Below are 17,498 nucleotides of genomic sequence, written 5' to 3' on the forward strand. Positions count from 1 at the left end.
TGCAATGCATTAAACAAGTTGAGTATTGATTTCCTTTTGAATTTGTTGATAAGTCAGGGAAAGATCAGGCTGATTGGTGAGTGCGCCAGACACGGCAACACCATAAACCCCGGTTTCCATAATGTGGGCAACATCTGCGATCTCTATTCCACCAATTGCTATGATGGGAATGGATAGATTTGCTGCACTCAGCCTTTTTACGATTTCCCTGAAGCCTTCAGCACCTAAAATCGGACTTAATTTTTCCTTTGTAGTGGTGAAACGGAAAGGCCCAACGCCCACATAATCTACTTTTTCGTCGATCCGCTGAATTACCTGTTCTATTGTATTTGCCGTTCCGCCTACAATCCTGTCAGCGCCTAAAATGGCTCTGGCTTCTTTCACTGACATATCCTCCAAACCTAAATGAACCCCATGAGCACCTACTTTTAAAGCAATAGACGGGTAGTCATTGATGATGAGTTTTGCATCATAACGATTACACAACTCCACTGCATTTTCAGCGACTTCGAGTAATGTATGCTCATCCGTATTTTTCAGTCTCAATTGAATCCATTTTGCACCTGCAAGAAGTATCCTTTCAATCGATTTTAAGTGATCATCCGGGGTAATCCCTTGTGAAATATAGTGTATTCTATCAATCATATAATTTTATCTTTTACTGAAACTCATTGGTTTCTAATTGCTTTTGAAGAAGTTTGAATGCATTAACGGCATTCGAAGGATTATTCCATAGTGCGCCTAATACCGCGGCGCCATCAAATCCCATCTTTCCAATCAGTTTAACATTCTGGCTGGAGATCCCACCCAGCGCAACAACCTCTGGTTGACCATGCTTTTTAGTCAGTTTAAAACGCTCATCTACAACCCCCTGGTAACCTATCTTGGATAAACTATCAAATACAGGACTAAAAAAAACATAGCTGAACGGGTTTACCTCTTCCAGTTTGTCTAACTTATGGATTGAAGTACTCGAAATTTCCTTTTCCCTATTTACAACCATTTGTTTTGTCCTTTCATACTCTGGGTAATGGAAGCGTTTTATCCCATAATCGTCAGCCAATTCGTGATATTGATGCAAGGCGATTTGATGATAAAATTGAGGATTAATCTCCTCAATATATTTCCTATAATCCTCTTTAGACGTTTTCTCCTTCCTCAAATGATAAATCTCCAAGCCTTCTTCAAACAACTGATTCACAATCAGTTCCTCACCTTTAAAGGATATTGAATTAGAAATTACAATCAGTTTCATCGACGCTTACAAATAGATTTCGCTTCCTTTATTTTTAAATTCCTGTGCTTTTTCTTCCATTCCTTTTTCGAGTACCAATTGCTCATCCAATCCCTGCTTAGCAGCATATTCACGTACATCCTGTGTAATTTTCATAGAGCAAAAATTAGGGCCACACATGGAGCAGAAATGGGCGATTTTTGCTCCATCAGCAGGAAGTGTTTCATCATGAAATTCTCTTGCGGTATCGGGATCGAGGGATAAGTTAAACTGATCTTCCCAACGAAATTCGAAACGGGCTTTACTTAAAGCATTATCTCTGAATTGTGCTCCCGGATGACCCTTAGCTAAATCAGCAGCGTGAGCGGCAATTTTATAAGTGATTACACCATCCTTTACATCCTTTTTATTGGGTAAGCCTAAATGCTCTTTTGGCGTAACATAACAGAGCATTGCTGTACCATACCAACCAATCATGGCTGCACCAATGGCCGAGGTAATGTGATCGTATCCGGGTGCAATATCAGTTGTTAACGGGCCCAAAGTATAAAACGGAGCTTCAGCACAATGCTCCAGCTGTTTCTCCATGTTTTCTTTGATCAGGTGCATGGGTACATGTCCGGGGCCTTCAATTATGGTTTGTACATCGTGCGCCCAGGCAATTTTGGTTAGCTCTCCCAAGGTTTCTAACTCGGAGAATTGTGCTGCATCATTGGCATCGGCAATACAACCGGGTCTTAATCCATCGCCCAAAGAGAAAGAAACATCATAAGCCTTCATGATTTCACAGATTTCGGCGAAATGTGTATACAGAAAATTCTCCTGGTGGTGTGCCAGACACCATTTCGCCATGATAGACCCTCCTCTGGATACAATCCCTGTAATCCGTTTTGCCGTTAAAGGAATATAGCGCAGTAAAACCCCGGCATGAATAGTAAAATAATCTACGCCTTGTTCTGCCTGTTCGATCAAGGTATCCCTAAAAATCTCCCAGGTTAAATTTTCTGCTTTACCATTTACTTTTTCAAGGGCCTGATAAATGGGAACGGTACCGATAGGAACGGGCGAATTGCGGATAATCCATTCTCTGGTTTCGTGAATATTTTTTCCTGTAGAAAGATCCATAATGGTATCGGCACCCCAGCGACATGCCCATACCGCTTTTTCAACTTCTTCTTCTATAGATGATGTTACAGCCGAATTACCAATGTTGGCATTGATCTTCACCAGAAAATTCCGACCAATAATCATGGGTTCCAGTTCGGGGTGATTGATGTTACAGGGAATTACCGCTCTTCCTGCAGCAACTTCCTGCCTTACAAATTCTGGTGTAATGTATCCCTTTGGGGTATTGGCTCCAAAACTTTGGCCCTTGTGCTGGTGATTTAAGAATGCTTGTCCGTTTTGCTCGTACCATAAATCAATCCGTTGATTTTCCCTGATGGCAATGTATTCCATCTCAGCGGTAATGATTCCCTTTTTCGCGTAATGCATTTGAGAAACATTCATCCCTTTTTTTGCCTTGAAAGGTTTATTGATGTGTGCAAACCTTAATTCATTGAGTTTAGGATCGGCCAACCTTTCTTGTCCATAAGCAGAACTGAGTCCTTGAAGCTGTTCTACATCTTCCCTGTTCGTAATCCATGATGCCCTAAGTTTAGGCAAACCTGCTTTAATATCAATTTCAACATCCACATCGGTGTACGGACCACTGGTATCGTATACGGTTACGGGCGCATTGGATTCGGTAAGTCCGAAGCCATTATGGATTTTAGTATCGGTTAAACTGATCTCTCGCATGGCCACTCTGATATCGTGGAGTTGTCCTTTAACGAACACCTTTTTAGAAGCGGGAAATGGATCACGGCTGATTTGCCCGGTGATGGTTTCTTTTTGGTTTTTCATTTTGATTAGATTGCTACTATCCGCCCTGAGTGGCTTTAATAAGAGTTAACTGGTCGCCATGTTGAATGGTATGGGTATTCCAATGCGATTTAGGAATGATCTGTTGATTAACAGCGATGGCAATCCCCCTGGTATTGGGAACTTGCATATCCGAAAGCAGTTGCTCTACCGAACAGGTTTCTCTCAATTGATAGTTTTGATTGTTTATCGTTATTTCCATTTTATTCAAATTGGAAAAACCATAGGAATTGCCCCATCACGGGGAATGAAAAGACAGCAAATAGTTTGCTCTTACTTTTCCCTTCGGCGGTACTAACCGCATCAGGTTCAAAGGGTATTTCTCAGCACAAGGGCACCCCTAAAGTTTTTTGTAAATGTATAAGATTATTCTATTCGAACAAAAAAATATTTAAAATGCAGATAAATTTAAAATCAAAAAGGCTCTCCAACACCTGGAAAGCCTTTTTATTATCATTTAAAATTTCTTTAAATGGCTAATAAACAAAATCAAGATCAAATTTTAGTTTAACTTCTAAAAAATCGGGGTATATTAATGATTAGACCTCAGATTCTAAGCCCACCAATTCCTTTTTCTTTATCGAAGGTTTGGGATAGGTTCTTTTAGGTGCCGGGGATGCTGACAAATCTATTTTATCTACTGCATCTTTTTTCTTACTTTTCTTTTTAAACTTTCTGCCATACCAAATTAGAAATCCTGTGATCGGCAAACTCGCACCAATAAGCGAAGCTAAAAAGGCTAATACTTTTCCTGGGAAACCCAAAATACTTCCCACATGAATATCATAATTCATCTTTCTTAATTTAGCTCCAAAGGTTGCCGACTGATACGAAATGGCATAAACGCCCTCTCCTTTCAGCTCTTTCAAAGTATGCTGATCAAAAGTATAGCTCTGATTATTATAGAACTGTCCTTTAGTCGGATAAACTGTTATTCCGATGGTTGTTTTAGCTTTAGCCGTATCGGGAAAACTGTAATAAAAACCTTCAGACTTGGGATTCTTGGCTATAACCATCTGCCAGGCTGCATCCATTGCTTTTTGAGGCGTATTATATTTATTTGATTGTGTTGAGTCAGACTCCAACCGCTTAAATTCTGCTAACTTTTCACCGCCAGAAGTTACCCAGTATAATCCTTCGCTATACCATCGGATTCCATAAACCATCCCCGTTAGGGCGATAAATAGTAAGAAAATAAGCGAATAGAAACCAAGTACATTGTGTAAGTCTAAATTAACCCTTTTAAACGAAGCGCCCCATTTGATTTTAAAGCTTTTTTCCCGGGTAGATTTGTTCCACTTTTTAGGGTACCACCAGATCAATCCGGTTATGAGCAAAATGACAAAAATAAGTGTTCCATAATTCACAATTGGACGTCCGATTTTAAAAGGAAGCCAAAGGAAGCGGTGTCCGTTCAGTACTGTTCTGAAAAAATCTGTTTCACCTTTTTTGTGTACCACTTTGCTGATTACCTCTCCGGTATAAGGATTGATTTTGAGCAAGGTACCACCCCCTCTTCTGCCCTCTTCCTTTTTTCCACGCAAACTTAAATTGATTGCTCTTCCTTGCTGATAATTGGCATAAGCAGGGACTTTATCCGGATAAAGTTTAAAGGCAATATCACTGAGTTGGGAAGGCGTAAGTACAGGTTTTTCCTGTTGATCTATTTTAGTTTCGGGCTCCAGTAAACCTGTAATTTCTTCATTGAATACCCAAATGCACCCGGTAATGCACACTATAAGCACGATGATGCCGGATATAAGGCCCAGCCACAGGTGAAGCCATTTGTTAACCCTGGTAAATACGGATTCTTTGGTCTTTTTCTTGATGTTAGGATTCTTTTTGTCTGTCATCATCGCACTGTTATCTTTTAAAAATGAGGGGGAATAAACACTTATTTTATATTTTGAATGGTTGTGATTAAACCGCCCTCAACCTTTAAGCCTTTGGTTGCTGTTTGGTTTGATGCATCAACTTTATACACAAAGCTGGTACCGTCTGTTAAGTTTACACCTAAATAAGCTGTTTTACCATCTTTGATGGTGTAGTTATTAGTGGTGATAGAACTAATGTTTGCTGCTGCAGGTAATCCACCAACCTTTTTAAAAGTCTTGTCAACAACGTTAACGATTGCTAATTCTTTTCCTACTACATAGGCACCTTTACTGGCTTTTGGAGTTACATGTGCTACGAAGTTGTTTCCACCGATATAAATCCAGTTGGTAATTACGTAGCCATTAGAAATTTCTTCAAAATTGTAGAAATAAGTTTTATCAAATTCTGTTGTACCGGCCTTAATTTTAGTAATTGCAGAAGGTTTAGTTGAAGTAAGTACCCCACCTTTTGTAGCAACTGAAGAAGAGAATGCATAAACATCACCATTTTCAACAAGGCCTAAACCATCAACAAAATATCGGCCTATGAAACTTGTTCTATCATCTTTGATTACTTTCTCTAACTGCATCTCCGGGTAAGAGTATACCGCAATCCAGGCATTATCCGGGAAGTCGGTACCAAAAGAATCTCCGCAACATGCTTTAATAGAAAAATAAGGTGCATAAACTTTATTACCTACCTGTTTAATCCAGCTAAAATGTGCTGACTCGCCATTGTTTGAAGGTGCCTGAACATTAATGGTTCCTTCACCTGTAATTAATAAACTGTTGGTATTAACTTTATACCAGGTGGCTAAAGGAGAAGCAATATTCCTCGGGATTTTAACCAATAACAAATCATCGTTTACTGGTGCAAACGCCTGAACGGTTTCTGTTTGAAAATTAGAAAGCTTGTTTAATTTACCATTTGCAATGTTGTAAGTGGTTACAGCACCCGGATTTCCCTGTCCATACAACATGCTGAAAAACTTGTTGTTATGGGTTACATAATACCTGTAAGTACCATCTTGTTCTACTCCGTTTCCGGCAATTGAAACGGTTCCTGATTCTAAACTACCTGCAGTAAGCAAGTAATCTGCGACCCCTGTTGAGGCTACAGGTGTTACCGCAACAATGTAATTTCCCGGATTTTCCGGTATACTTTCTGTTCCCTCATTTTTTGAGCATGAGCTAAGTCCCCCTACAAAAGCTAAAGCCATAAAAGCCTTGGTAATGTTTGTTTTCATATTGTTTTTATTTTTCTTATTGATGAATTATTAATGTGTTTTATTGATGAAGTACCTCAGATTTAAATAGAAGCCACGACTAGGTTTTTGCAAGCTAAAGTTGTCGAATAACCTGGCATCGGTAATGTTTTTAGCTTCCAAAGCGATGTTATACCGGCCATTTTTAAGGCTGTAAACAATATTCAAATCAGGGGATATTTGTGTTGGAATACCTTTCTTTTTCTCTGTTTCATTTCTCCCGCCTAAGCTTGGCCAGTAAAGCCAGAATTCGTTCACAAACAATAAGTTACCGCCTACATTCAGGTGATTTCCTTTTCTACCAACATTTTTAAACGAAACCGATACATCGAAGTTTCCGAAGAAGTATGGAATATTAGGCATTTGATCTCCGTAGAGTGGACTTATTGTTGTAAACTTTTCTCCCGTTGCCGGGTTGGTTTCATACATCTGCATGTTTTTCAGGTATTGGTAGGTTATGGTAGCACCAGCTGTTAACCAGTTTTGATAAGAATACCTGATTTCTGCATCACCACCCCAGGTTTTCACCCCATCGCGGTTATCGGCAACCAATTTAGACTGGTTGTTATTCAGTCTGCTGTAAATAAAATCCGTTGCATTTCTATAAATTCCATTTGCGCTTAAACTAAAGTTGTGGTTTTTGTTTAATGCAAAACTGTAAGCCAGGCCCAGGTTAATGTTATTACTGGTTTCGGGTTTTAAAGATGGATTACCTTCCTGGTTCTCTACATCACCAAAAATCTCCTGCGCTTCCGGCATCCTGTTGGTCAGTTCATATGAAGCTTTGAGTTGAAGGTTTGAATTAATAAAGTAGGTTGAGGCCAGTCCATATCCTCCCCTTGATAAATTATTCTTCCTGCGGTTAGCGGCATTCCCTGAAATGTTGTTCTGATTGATGTATTTTCCGAAGAGTGTTGCACTCCATTTATCCTTAATATCATAACTATAGCCTAATCCTAGTACATTTTTATAGGTTTCACGCGCTTGCTCAAAATCATTATTTGCAGGGTTCAGCTCATCGCTTCCTTTTCGATTAAAAGTGGTAAAAACATTGCTTAAGGCTACCGATTGACGTTCAGTAATTTTGTAGTTTAACATGGTAGTTGCTAAACCATTATTGTTTTTATACTTGTACATGGTCCTGGAACGTTCGCCATTTGAACCATTGGGCTTGGTGTTTCCGTACCAATCAAAACGAACATTCATGGTATCAATGTTTTGTTCATACCCCAGGTTGTAATTGGCATTAACAGTCACATCCAATCCTTTAATCAAGTCCGTTTTTTTATATTTTAGAGAAGGCATTACGGTACTACCCCTTCTGTGCCAGCCTCCAAATACCGACTCCATTCGAGCTCCGGTTTGTATTTCTTTATAATTCTGACCAAGTGTTATCCCTAATAATAACTTATCAGCAAACTTCTTATCTACCAAACCAACGTTAACAATAACAGCTTCGTTGTGATAAGTATCATGAAACCTTCTCAAAACAGTTCCCGGAGCATAAGCACCAGTGTTGATATCAGATGCATTTACATCTATTTTATAATTGTTATCTGAATAATTTTGGAATGCATTTAACTGAACCGTAAAGCCGCCTTTTGAGGTCATTGCTGTATTGATTACACTCCTGTGGGTATTGAATGATCCGAAAGAATAAGAAGCATCAATGAAGTTACGGTAGCGATCGCCGGTTACAATGTTAATGGCTCCGCCTAAGGCATCGGAACCTAACCACATGGGTACTACCCCTTTATAAACTTCAATGCGTTCGGCAACATTAATCGGAATATTATTAATTTGGAAAGAGGTACCAAAATTATCCATTGGTATTCCATCGATAAAATAGCGAATATGGTTTCCTGAAAAACCATTTAGAGACAGGTTGAAGTTAGAACCTACTCCACCCGATTCGCGAACCCTAACACCTGCAACCCGGTCTAAAGCACCAGATATATCCAGGGTAGAATTGTATAACTTCTTGGCATCAATGGAGGTAACATTAAAGGCCTGCCTATTTGCTTCAGTATTGGCTGTTCTTCCCAATACAACCACGTCTGATAAATTTTTCTTATCCTCTTCTAATACACAAGAAAACGATTGATTATTGGTGTAAGGAACTTCTATATTGTAATTACGTTCTACAAATCCCATATACTTTACCTGCAATTTGTATTTTCCTGCGGGAAGGGCTTCAAAGCGAAAATTCCCATCAACATCGGCAACTGCCGACCAATTTCCCGGGCTTAACTTAAGACCTGCACCTGCTAAGGGAATTGATGATTGGCTTTTAACGGTACCCGAAAAGATGTGTTTTTGCTGGGCATTAGCGTTAAACACAAACAAATTGATTGCCAGGAAGATATAATAGATTGCAAAATTTTTCTTCAAAAAATTCATGTCGGGTTACTACTTTTATTTAGACTAATTCTTAATTTGCGACAAAAGTATAATATTGTATTTACGGTTGATGCAGGATTTTATACGGATTTAGCAGCTATGTTTAAGATCAAGGTCAGGGGTTATTCGGGAGAATTGATGAATAATGAATTTATCGATGAGGATTATCCCTTGATACAATTGCAGTTTACAGCAAGATTGGTAAATGTTAAAGTGCTAAAACCAGAAGCGAACAACAGTATAAATAAAGAAAATCGAAATTTGCTATCTGTATCTCTTCCAATCACTGCATTTAGCTTAATTACACTGGGTGAGTCCAATCAGCCTGCCCATCCATCTATCGTTGGAAAAACAGGGATACAAGTTTCTCCTTCGATGCGTCATGTCATTTCAGAAATTATCGAATGTCCGTTTAATGACGGACTTAGAATGCCTTATTTACGGGCTAAGGTTTCAGAATTATTGATTTTAGTGCTATCTGCCTCCACTGAAAAAACCGGGGATGAAAGATGGACTGCTGCAGAAAAGGACGCTTTTTACAAAATAAGGGAATTAATCAGCCTGAATTTAAGTCAAAATTACTCTATTGAAGTACTTGCTGAAATAGCGGGGATGAACCGTACAAAACTGCAATCTGGTTTTAAAGCGCTATTTGGTAATACGATTTATGGCTATACTTTAGCACTTAAAATGGCTGAAGCAAGAAGATTATTGTCTAAATCAGAGCGATCTAGCTTAAAAGAAATTACATCCTTGCTTGGTTACAGTCACACCAGTCATTTCTCTACTGCTTTTAAGAAACACTTCAGCTTCTCTCCTTCTTTTTTTCGGAGCGGAAAGGGGGAAGAGTTGGGACAGGAGAGTTGAAAGCAGTTGGCAGTTTTCAGTTGGCAGTGGCAGTTAACCAGTTCAACAATTAAGCAATTATAGAAAACAAAAAACATTGTCCTTCGAAAGGCTCAGGATGACAATGTTTCTTATTTTATTACTTAAGATAAAATAGAAAACAAAAATCTTTGCCTTCGACAGGCTCAGGGTGACAATGTTTTTTATTTTATTACTTAAGATAAAATAGAAAACAAAAATATTTGCCTTCGACAGGCTCAGGATGACAATATTTTTGATTTTCTGCCTTAAGTCAAAATAGAGACAAAAAGCTTTGCCTTCGACAGGCTCAGGATGACAATGTTTTTTTATTTTTTGCCTTGACTTAAAAACATTACCTCTATTTCCTCAAAAATAATCCCGCCTCCTATCCATTTTTCTTTTTTGAATAGAAGCAAACAGCACTTTAATGGTTCCCCATACCAGTATTGCTCCAATAATCGAAGTGGCTAAAAACATGCCTACATCTTCTATGTTAAATCCTAACATCATTCTACTCTATTTTAGGGAGATTGAGGCTTTTGCGTTCGCAGATGTGGCTACTAAGGTATTCATCATCATGCCGGGCGGAATTTTCGGTTCGATATAAGTTGTTTTAGGCGGTAAGAATAAGGCGTTTTTTGCGTGAGATATGAAATCCGCAATATCCATTTGATAAAGTGTAAAAGCAATCAAATCAGCATTTTCATAAATTTCTGCAATCATCTTTGCCCAATCTTTATCGGGGATATTAAGTAAACGCTGGTCAGTTTGCGGGTCGGTAATACCCAAAACGGGAGCTAAAATTTTGTTTTGCAATAATACTGCATCGGTTTCCGCTACCAACAAATTATCATCCTTTTTAAGATCTAATTGATACCAGGCAGATTTATAGTATAAACCTATCCTGTTCTTGCGATCGGGCCGGTAAGGTACATTATTGGGAATTTCGGATACAAAGAAATATGGCGTTAATTCCTGGAGCAAATCTATACCCGGTAAATGCTGCTCCAAATTAATCAACCTATGGAATGGATTTATGGTAATTGCATCCCAAGGCACTAATAAAGTACTAATGCCCCGCTTTTCTTCTGTTTTATCCTGATAAGCAGCAGCTAGTCTGTGGTGCCCATCTGCCACGTAAACTTCATCTAATTTTTGTATACAGCACCTGATTTCCTCTATGTGCCCGCCATCCGATATCTTCCAGATTTTATGTCCCAAACTTTCCCAGGGATGCTCCAACGGTTCATTTTTCTGTTTAATACTTTCAAATAAATATTCTAATGCTGCAATAGGTTGATGTACCATTACCACAGGTGATTTTTCCCACAACCTGTCTTTTCTTTCGTTTTTAATCGATGCTACTTTATTACAAAGTGTTTGTTCATGACCTTTAATCGCTGATTCTGGTGTTGAGGAAAGATCCGTTAGTGTCCACAAGGCAAATTTTAAATCGTTTCCTTTTTTAAATTCATACAGGTAGAAAGCAGGTTGACTGGCTACTTGCAATGGATTTGGAGCTTGTGACAGATTGGTATGCGGTATCTGAAATGGCAGCTGATCTCCAGCAAGCTTTGCCAGCAGTATTTCCAATGTTTTTACATCCGGACGAATAGCTATTATGGGATCGATTCTAACCATCGCTTAGGCAAGTTGGAGTGATTGTTCTAATTTACGACTATTTTCAAATTGTTTCATGGCATCTACTAATACTTCTACACTTGAAAGTGGCAATGCATTGTACAATGATGCCCTAAAGCCACCTACAGTCCTGTATCCTTTAATACCTACCAATCCGCGGGATTCAGCAAAGTCTAAAAATGCTTTTTCTGTTTCCGCATCAGTCGCTTTAAAGGTTATATTCATTCTTGAGCGGTGTGCAATATTCGCTGTTCCTTTAAACAAAGGATTTCGATCAATCTCGCGGTAAAGTATATTGGCCTTTTTGATGTTAACTTTTTCAATGCCTTCAACCCCACCCTGATCTTTCAACCACAACAAATTGAGCATGGCTACATAAATAGAAAATACCGGTGGTGTATTGTACATGCTGTCGTTATCCCTGAAAATGCGATAATCCATCATAGAGGGGACTTCAGTTTTCACGCTATCAAGAAATTTATTTTTAGCGATTACTAAAGTCATACCGGCTGGTCCCATATTTTTTTGAGCACCTGCGTATATCAGGTCAAAATCTCTGACATTTATTTTTCTTGAAAATATATCTGATGACATATCACACACCAGTGGGATTCCTATTGTTGGAAAATCAAATATTTCTGTTCCTTCTATGGTGTTGTTTGAGGTGCAGTGCAGATATGCCACGCCAGATTCATTGTAGATATGATCAGGAATGTAGCTATAGTTTTTATCTTGTGAGGAGGCAATAATCTCTACTTCACCAAATAACCTGGCTTCCTTTATTGCTTTTTGCGCAAAATATCCCGTATCCAGGTAAGCAGCTTTCATTTTTTTGTGCAGGAAATTCATGGGTACCATGGCAAACTGTGTACTTGCTCCACCTTGTAGAAAAAGAACTGAATAGTCGGCAGGTACATTTAATAGTTCCCGAACTAAAATTTGTGTTTTATGCAGTACGTTTTCAAAATCTGCTGAGCGATGGGACACTTCTAAAATAGAAAGCCCAGAATCGTTCCAATTGATTACTGCATTTGCGGCTTGCTGCATAACTGATGCGGCGAGTATACATGGTCCCGCTCCGAAGTTGTGTTTTTTCTGCATTTCTTTAATGAATAGGGATAGATAAAAAAATCTATTCTAAAGTTCAGAACTATAGCCATTTAACGTCGTTGAATTCTTTTTTTTGATAAAAAAAACTTTTTTCGGGGGGCTAAACCATTCAATAATTTGGTGGAAACTTGTTTGTTATCCTGAGTACAGAATTTTATTTTTTTCGTGTAGTTACAGAGTGATTCATAATTGTAAAATTTACACTAAGCAAAAAGCACTTTAAAACGCATAATTTTACCCTACACCTAATATTTTTAAGTATTTTAGCACTTATAAAAACCAATATAAAAATCATTTTTATACACTAAGTAATTATGTCAGCACTAAAAAAGTTAGATCAAACGGATATCGGCATTCTTAATCTTCTTCAAAAGGATGGATTACTTACTTATAAAGAAATTGCAGGAAAATTAAAGAAGAGTATGACGCATATTGCTGAAAGAATTAAGCAATTAAAAACAGATGGTTACATCAAAAAAACAGTAGCCCTTGCAGATATTCAAAAACTCCGTAATCTATTTATTGCCTTTCCTCATATACAACTTACCAATCACTCTGAAGAGACCATTAAAGCGTTTAAAAATGAAATGACAGGTTATCCTCAGGTTATGGAATGTTATCACCTTACAGGTCATTATGATTTTATGCTAAAAATTGTAATGCCTGATATGGTTGCCTACAATGAATTTTTGAGAGAAAAGATTGGAAGCCTCCCTTACATTGGAAATATTCAGAGTTTTCTAGTATTATCTGAGGTCATACACGAAACTGCCTACACTTTATAAACCTACAACTCAATAAAAAACACCCATTAAGCAAATTTACCACAAAATACTCTTGAATAAACCATATTTTTTATGGTTATTTGTTATAATATTTCAATTTGTAATCTAAAGATTACTTCAAAAACAACCATTTTAGCTTTTTAACAGGCATGCAAAACGAAATTGATACCGTTGACCTTGGAATTCTTAGATTATTACAACAGGATGCGTCTTTAACCAATAAGGAGTTGTCTTTTAAATTAAATAAATCTATTGCTACCATTCATGAACGTATTAGAAGATTAAAAGAACAAGGCTATATCAAGAAAATTGTTGCCATTTTAGACCGAAAAAAAATAGATCGCAATCTGATTTCATTTTCGCAGGTATTATTGAACGATCATACCCAAAAAACGCTTAATGAATTTGAAGAGCAGGTAACCAAGTTTCCGGAAGTAATGGAATGCTTACAAATGACCGGGGCGTACGATTTCATTTTGAGGATCGCCACTAAAGACATGGAATCTTATCATGATTTTTATCGCAATAAACTCGCAACCCTGGCCAACATTACTACTGTTCAAAGTTTCTTTGTATTGTCTGAACCGAAGAGCGAAACGGCATATCCTATTTAGCAGGGAGTCGTTAGTCTAGCGTAATGGCTGCATATTCATGGCAAGATCCTAAATTAACAATTGGTTAGGTAATCCAGTCCATAACACATTTAGCCACCTTAGGCGTATTAGACAACTAAGAAGATAAAGTTTTTCAACCACGAAGAACACCGAGATAAGGCATAGAGACACAGAGTTGGGTTAATACCCCCAGACTTACAACTTAAAACCTACCACTTACAACTTACCGAGATAAGGCACAGAGATACAGAGTTGGGTTAGCACACCCTGACTTACAACTTAAAACCTACCACTTACAACTTTTTCAACCACGAAGAACACCGAGATAAAGCACAGAGACACAGAGTTGGGTTAGTCCAGACTTACAATTTAAAACCTACCACTTACAACTTTTGCAACCAAGACGAACACAGAGATAAGGCATAGAGATACAGAGTTAGGTTAACACACCCAGACTTAAAACTTAAAACCTACCACTTACAACTTTTTCAACCAAGAAGAACACCGAGATAAGACACAGAGATACAGAGTTAGGTTAACACACCCAGACTTACAACTTAAAACCTACCACTTACAACTTTTTTCAACCACGAAGAACACCGAGATAAGGCACAGAGACAAAGAGTTGGGTTAACACACCCTGACTTAAAACTTAAAACCTACCACTTACAACTTTTTCAACCACGAAGAATGATTTTATTACCCGGAACGGTAAAAGGACCTCAGACTAAAGGCTCCCCCACTTAGTTTCCTTTAAAAACGTTCAGCGTTGCTGTTTTCCAGAAGAGATAACCAAGGTTTCCACAAATTTCTGCTACCATGTTTTCTGTAGCAGCCGGAACATCATTTACTACGCGGAAGCGGATTTTATATTTTGGATTATAACTGATATAAACCACTACATCTTCATTACGTTCACCCATGCTTTTCAACTCAGCGAGGTGTACCTCCTGAAGTTCGAAAGCTGCTTTCTGCAAACGTTCGTTCATCACTCTCCCTAAGGCCTTATCAGGCACGAAATCAGTTTCCAGAATTGCCAATACTGTTACAGTCATGCAACAAATTTATACGGATATCTTACATTAACAAGTCAAAATTCGTAAAGAACTGAGAATGAGGAAAAATATTTAGTATGATTTAAAAAAACGAACAAATAAATTAAAAAACTTATAATTTATGGATTGAACTGGGTATTTTTGCCGCCATGTTACCAGCTTATAAGATTCTATATCTTTTTGAGAGTCCATCCCTATTTATTACTGAAATCAAAAGGCTTAATATGCCTGAAGGTGCCGAACTATCTGAAATATTTCACTGGCTTTATCTGGACAGAAAATCAGGTGCTTTAATTAAACTCTGGTTCCGTTCGCTCGACTCCTCACCTGCCATCGAAGAGCGTTTTTTTGAACAGGGATACCTGAAGTTTAACACTGCTGAAGCGACCTTCATTGAAAAATATAATTCGGCGCAACACAGTTTGGATAACCGCAGCAACAGTGTGCCTGCAAAGGAGCTGATTGCATCTTTAGAGGATTACCTTAAGACACATTCTTAGTTGTGTTGTGGGTTACGGGGCTAATTACCTAGATGCCAAGCGTCCTAAACATATTGCATCAACCTATTTGTGACCTACAGGTTACGGAACTAATTGCCTAACCAAACAAAACGCACAAACCTATTTGTGACCTACAGGTTACAAGGCTAATTACCTAACTAAACAAACCGCATAAATCGTATTTGCGAGCAGCTGGGTAGGACTCTAATTGCTCCCTACCAGACACATAACTCAAAACACACAACACGCAACATTATTAACGAGCGGAACCCAAAATTTCAGTTAACTCTGCTTGTTCTTCTGGCGAAAAAACTACAATATCGTTGAGCATTTGAAAAATTGCTTCCTGTGCCTGTGTGTTTAACAGCATGCCTAAAAGCCTTACCAGCATTTTCTTTTGATCTATACTTAAGGCACTAAATAATTTGGGTTCGAGCTCATATAATGCCTTAATTAATGCAACAAGCTCGGTTTTCTGTTTCCTATTAGCAGGTTCATGATAATTTTCCGGAAAAATCTGTTCTTGTTCATAATTTTCGATCAAGCGATCGGCATACTCTTTTAAAAATGGTTTTCTTTTTGACCTGAGGTATTCAGTTAATTCTTTAATTAAAAATTTATAGGCGGCTGAATTTTTAGCAGTACTGAATAAAGTAACTTGTCCGTGTTGATTTTCTACACTTCTAAAATCGAAATCCTTAAAAAAATCGCTATCAATATACACACTGTGATAATACTCGTCGCTTTTTTTATTAAGTGTAGTGTAATCTTTATAAATCTCCTCTCCATTGGATGTAAAATAATATTTAGAAAGCTCCTTGTGGAGGTTTTCTTTCCAGTGAACATATTTAATATTAAAGGTTATGGAAGTATCGGGGTGTGTAATGCTAAAGCTTTCGGATGTTCTGATGTTGGTGCTAAAATCAATGGGTTCTCCGTTTATACTAATTGAATATTTCTTATTGCGGTTGAGTTCCATAAACCAGCAGAACTCATTGATTAAAAATGGGATTATCGAAATTTCCAGATCTTGTAAGCCAATACGTAAATTAGTAAAACGTACCGTGGTACCTGTGGTCCCTGCCAGACTGGCTGTTGCTGAAAAATCATGAATGTAATTATTCAGCTCCCCGGTATTAATTTGAATCTTTCCTTTTTGAAATCCCTTATCTGACTGATAGATTGTAAACCAGGTTGCAGTGTGTGCAAAGGTAAAAAAGGTTAATCTCCCTACTCCATTCCTGCCATGCATTTTGGATGTATGCTTAGGTGTTGTAATCTGAATGGCTTTTTCCGATTCATAAAAGGGATCGAACTTTTGCTGCAATTTTTCAAAATTAATTCCATAGCCATTGTCGGCAATGGTTAGGCTTTCCAGGTGCCCCAGCTCATTTGCAACATAATCTATTGCCACCTGATCAGCATTGGCATCAAATCCATTCCAGATATATTCAGCTATTGCCTGCTTCTCGTTATAGTTTTTTAATACTTTCTGAATACCTTTTGAGGTGATGTTTACGTTTTGAGCCATGATTACTAATTTAATTAGCAAATATAAGGGTTTTTATATTGCTTTATGAGATTTAAATTGGATTTGAAAGGCTAAGGCAGGATTACTTCTCCATTTTGGCATTTATTGAGGTCTGGCCTCACAGGTCCATACCTGCATGTGCGGAAAGGGTTTTGTCTGAAGTTTTTCTGCCTGATTTTTATCGAAGGTCATGCCACACCATTGCAATAAGGGTACTCCCATATTTCCTCCCTGCTGAAAATTTTCTATTATATTTTTACCTCCGGATTTATATCCTTCTTCGTGGAACACAAATGCAGGATCTAATTCAAGATGGATACAGGCTGCGTAAGACCATGCGATGGCCATCATTTCGCCTCCCTGATGGAGATCTGAATTTTCCAGATCATCACTCATCCCCTTTCTGATTTCAGGTGGCATACAGGCCAGGTGCCCTGCCTCGTGTAAGATATCACCCGGATAGAGCAATTGTTCCAAATCGATAATTAAAGTACCTTCACTCAATTTTAAACCGGGTAGAAAGGTATGGCAATCGATTTTGGAAAGTCTATAAACTACTCCGATCCTATCGAGGAAAGACAGGATCGGGATAATTTGTTCTAATATGGGGTTCATCATGAAACAAAGTAAAGCGTCTGGTTGATTGATTAAATCTTGTCATCCAGAGCGTAGCGAAGGATCTGTATAGCGGAATCCCTT

The 17,498-nt window shown here is 38.1% G+C and carries 17 protein-coding genes and 1 riboswitch; of the genes, 4 read left to right on the forward strand and 13 right to left on the reverse strand.

What is annotated here, in order from left to right; genetic code table 11:
* Positions 1-9 precede the first annotated feature (9 nt).
* The 7 genes from ACQY77_RS03680 to ACQY77_RS03710 all read right to left on the reverse strand — a co-directional run bounded on the left by ACQY77_RS03680 (position 10) and on the right by ACQY77_RS03710 (position 8,696).
* Positions 10-645 (reverse strand): thiamine phosphate synthase, encoded by a 636-nt coding sequence (locus ACQY77_RS03680; RefSeq protein WP_421939339.1) that lies wholly within the window; start codon positions 643-645, stop codon positions 10-12.
* A gap of 13 nt (positions 646-658) precedes the next feature.
* Positions 659-1,255 (reverse strand): thiamine phosphate synthase, encoded by a 597-nt coding sequence (locus tag ACQY77_RS03685; RefSeq protein ID WP_421939338.1) that lies wholly within the window; start codon positions 1,253-1,255, stop codon positions 659-661.
* Positions 1,256-1,261: 6 nt separating this feature from the next.
* A complete protein-coding gene (gene thiC, locus ACQY77_RS03690; protein WP_421939337.1) occupies positions 1,262-3,139 on the reverse strand; it encodes a phosphomethylpyrimidine synthase ThiC in 1,878 nt (625 codons plus the stop codon).
* A 16-nt stretch (positions 3,140-3,155) separates the two neighbouring features.
* On the reverse strand, positions 3,156-3,359 hold the full coding sequence (gene thiS, locus ACQY77_RS03695; RefSeq protein WP_421939336.1) for a sulfur carrier protein ThiS: 204 nt from the start codon (positions 3,357-3,359) through the stop codon (positions 3,156-3,158).
* 61 nt (positions 3,360-3,420) lie between these two features.
* Positions 3,421-3,509, reverse strand: a riboswitch (TPP riboswitch).
* A 187-nt stretch (positions 3,510-3,696) separates the two neighbouring features.
* Complete coding sequence (locus ACQY77_RS03700; RefSeq protein WP_421942396.1) at positions 3,697-5,010, reverse strand: PepSY-associated TM helix domain-containing protein; 1,314 nt, start codon at positions 5,008-5,010, stop codon at positions 3,697-3,699.
* A gap of 41 nt (positions 5,011-5,051) precedes the next feature.
* Positions 5,052-6,278, reverse strand: a complete 1,227-nt coding sequence (locus ACQY77_RS03705; RefSeq protein ID WP_421939335.1) for a DUF4374 domain-containing protein — start codon at positions 6,276-6,278, stop codon at positions 5,052-5,054.
* A gap of 30 nt (positions 6,279-6,308) precedes the next feature.
* Positions 6,309-8,696 carry a TonB-dependent receptor gene (locus tag ACQY77_RS03710; RefSeq protein WP_421939334.1) on the reverse strand — a complete coding sequence of 796 codons (2,388 nt, stop codon included), beginning with the start codon at positions 8,694-8,696 and terminating at the stop codon, positions 6,309-6,311.
* Between the two features lie 99 nt (positions 8,697-8,795).
* Here ACQY77_RS03710 and ACQY77_RS03715 point away from each other — a divergent pair, with 99 nt between their 5' ends.
* On the forward strand, positions 8,796-9,563 hold the full coding sequence (locus tag ACQY77_RS03715) for a helix-turn-helix transcriptional regulator (RefSeq protein WP_421939333.1): 768 nt from the start codon (positions 8,796-8,798) through the stop codon (positions 9,561-9,563).
* Between the two features lie 366 nt (positions 9,564-9,929).
* Here the strand turns inward: ACQY77_RS03715 and ACQY77_RS03720 are convergent, their stop codons facing one another.
* The 3 genes from ACQY77_RS03720 to serC are packed head-to-tail and all read right to left on the reverse strand — an operon-like array spanning position 9,930 to position 12,305.
* Positions 9,930-10,073: a hypothetical protein gene (locus ACQY77_RS03720; protein ID WP_421939332.1), complete on the reverse strand. Its 144-nt coding sequence runs from the start codon at positions 10,071-10,073 to the stop codon at positions 9,930-9,932.
* A gap of 6 nt (positions 10,074-10,079) precedes the next feature.
* Positions 10,080-11,204: a DUF1015 family protein gene (locus ACQY77_RS03725; RefSeq protein ID WP_421939331.1), complete on the reverse strand. Its 1,125-nt coding sequence runs from the start codon at positions 11,202-11,204 to the stop codon at positions 10,080-10,082.
* Positions 11,205-11,207: 3 nt separating this feature from the next.
* Entirely contained in the window at positions 11,208-12,305 is a 1,098-nt protein-coding gene (gene serC, locus ACQY77_RS03730; protein WP_421939330.1) for a 3-phosphoserine/phosphohydroxythreonine transaminase, read from the reverse strand.
* A 323-nt stretch (positions 12,306-12,628) separates the two neighbouring features.
* On the opposite strand from serC, the gene ACQY77_RS03735 reads away from it, so the two are divergent.
* On the forward strand, positions 12,629-13,099 hold the full coding sequence (locus tag ACQY77_RS03735; protein WP_421939329.1) for an Lrp/AsnC family transcriptional regulator: 471 nt from the start codon (positions 12,629-12,631) through the stop codon (positions 13,097-13,099).
* Positions 13,100-13,248: 149 nt separating this feature from the next.
* Positions 13,249-13,713: an Lrp/AsnC family transcriptional regulator gene (locus tag ACQY77_RS03740; protein ID WP_421939328.1), complete on the forward strand. Its 465-nt coding sequence runs from the start codon at positions 13,249-13,251 to the stop codon at positions 13,711-13,713.
* Positions 13,714-14,456: 743 nt separating this feature from the next.
* On the opposite strand, the gene ACQY77_RS03745 is transcribed toward ACQY77_RS03740, so the two are convergent.
* Positions 14,457-14,768, reverse strand: a complete 312-nt coding sequence (locus tag ACQY77_RS03745; protein ID WP_421939327.1) for a hypothetical protein — start codon at positions 14,766-14,768, stop codon at positions 14,457-14,459.
* 224 nt (positions 14,769-14,992) lie between these two features.
* Here ACQY77_RS03745 and ACQY77_RS03750 point away from each other — a divergent pair, with 224 nt between their 5' ends.
* Positions 14,993-15,268: a hypothetical protein gene (locus ACQY77_RS03750; protein ID WP_421939326.1), complete on the forward strand. Its 276-nt coding sequence runs from the start codon at positions 14,993-14,995 to the stop codon at positions 15,266-15,268.
* A gap of 256 nt (positions 15,269-15,524) precedes the next feature.
* Here ACQY77_RS03750 and ACQY77_RS03755 read toward each other — a convergent pair whose 3' ends face one another.
* Together ACQY77_RS03755 and ACQY77_RS03760 are read right to left on the reverse strand one after the other, a co-directional pair.
* On the reverse strand, positions 15,525-16,799 hold the full coding sequence (locus ACQY77_RS03755) for an ATP-binding protein (RefSeq protein ID WP_421939325.1): 1,275 nt from the start codon (positions 16,797-16,799) through the stop codon (positions 15,525-15,527).
* A gap of 102 nt (positions 16,800-16,901) precedes the next feature.
* Positions 16,902-17,417: a hypothetical protein gene (locus tag ACQY77_RS03760; RefSeq protein ID WP_421939324.1), complete on the reverse strand. Its 516-nt coding sequence runs from the start codon at positions 17,415-17,417 to the stop codon at positions 16,902-16,904.
* Positions 17,418-17,498: the final 81 nt, after the last annotated feature.

Origin of the sequence: Pedobacter sp. (assembly GCF_965279535.1) — a bacterium.
Taxonomy (GTDB): Bacteria; Bacteroidota; Bacteroidia; order Sphingobacteriales; family Sphingobacteriaceae; genus Pedobacter.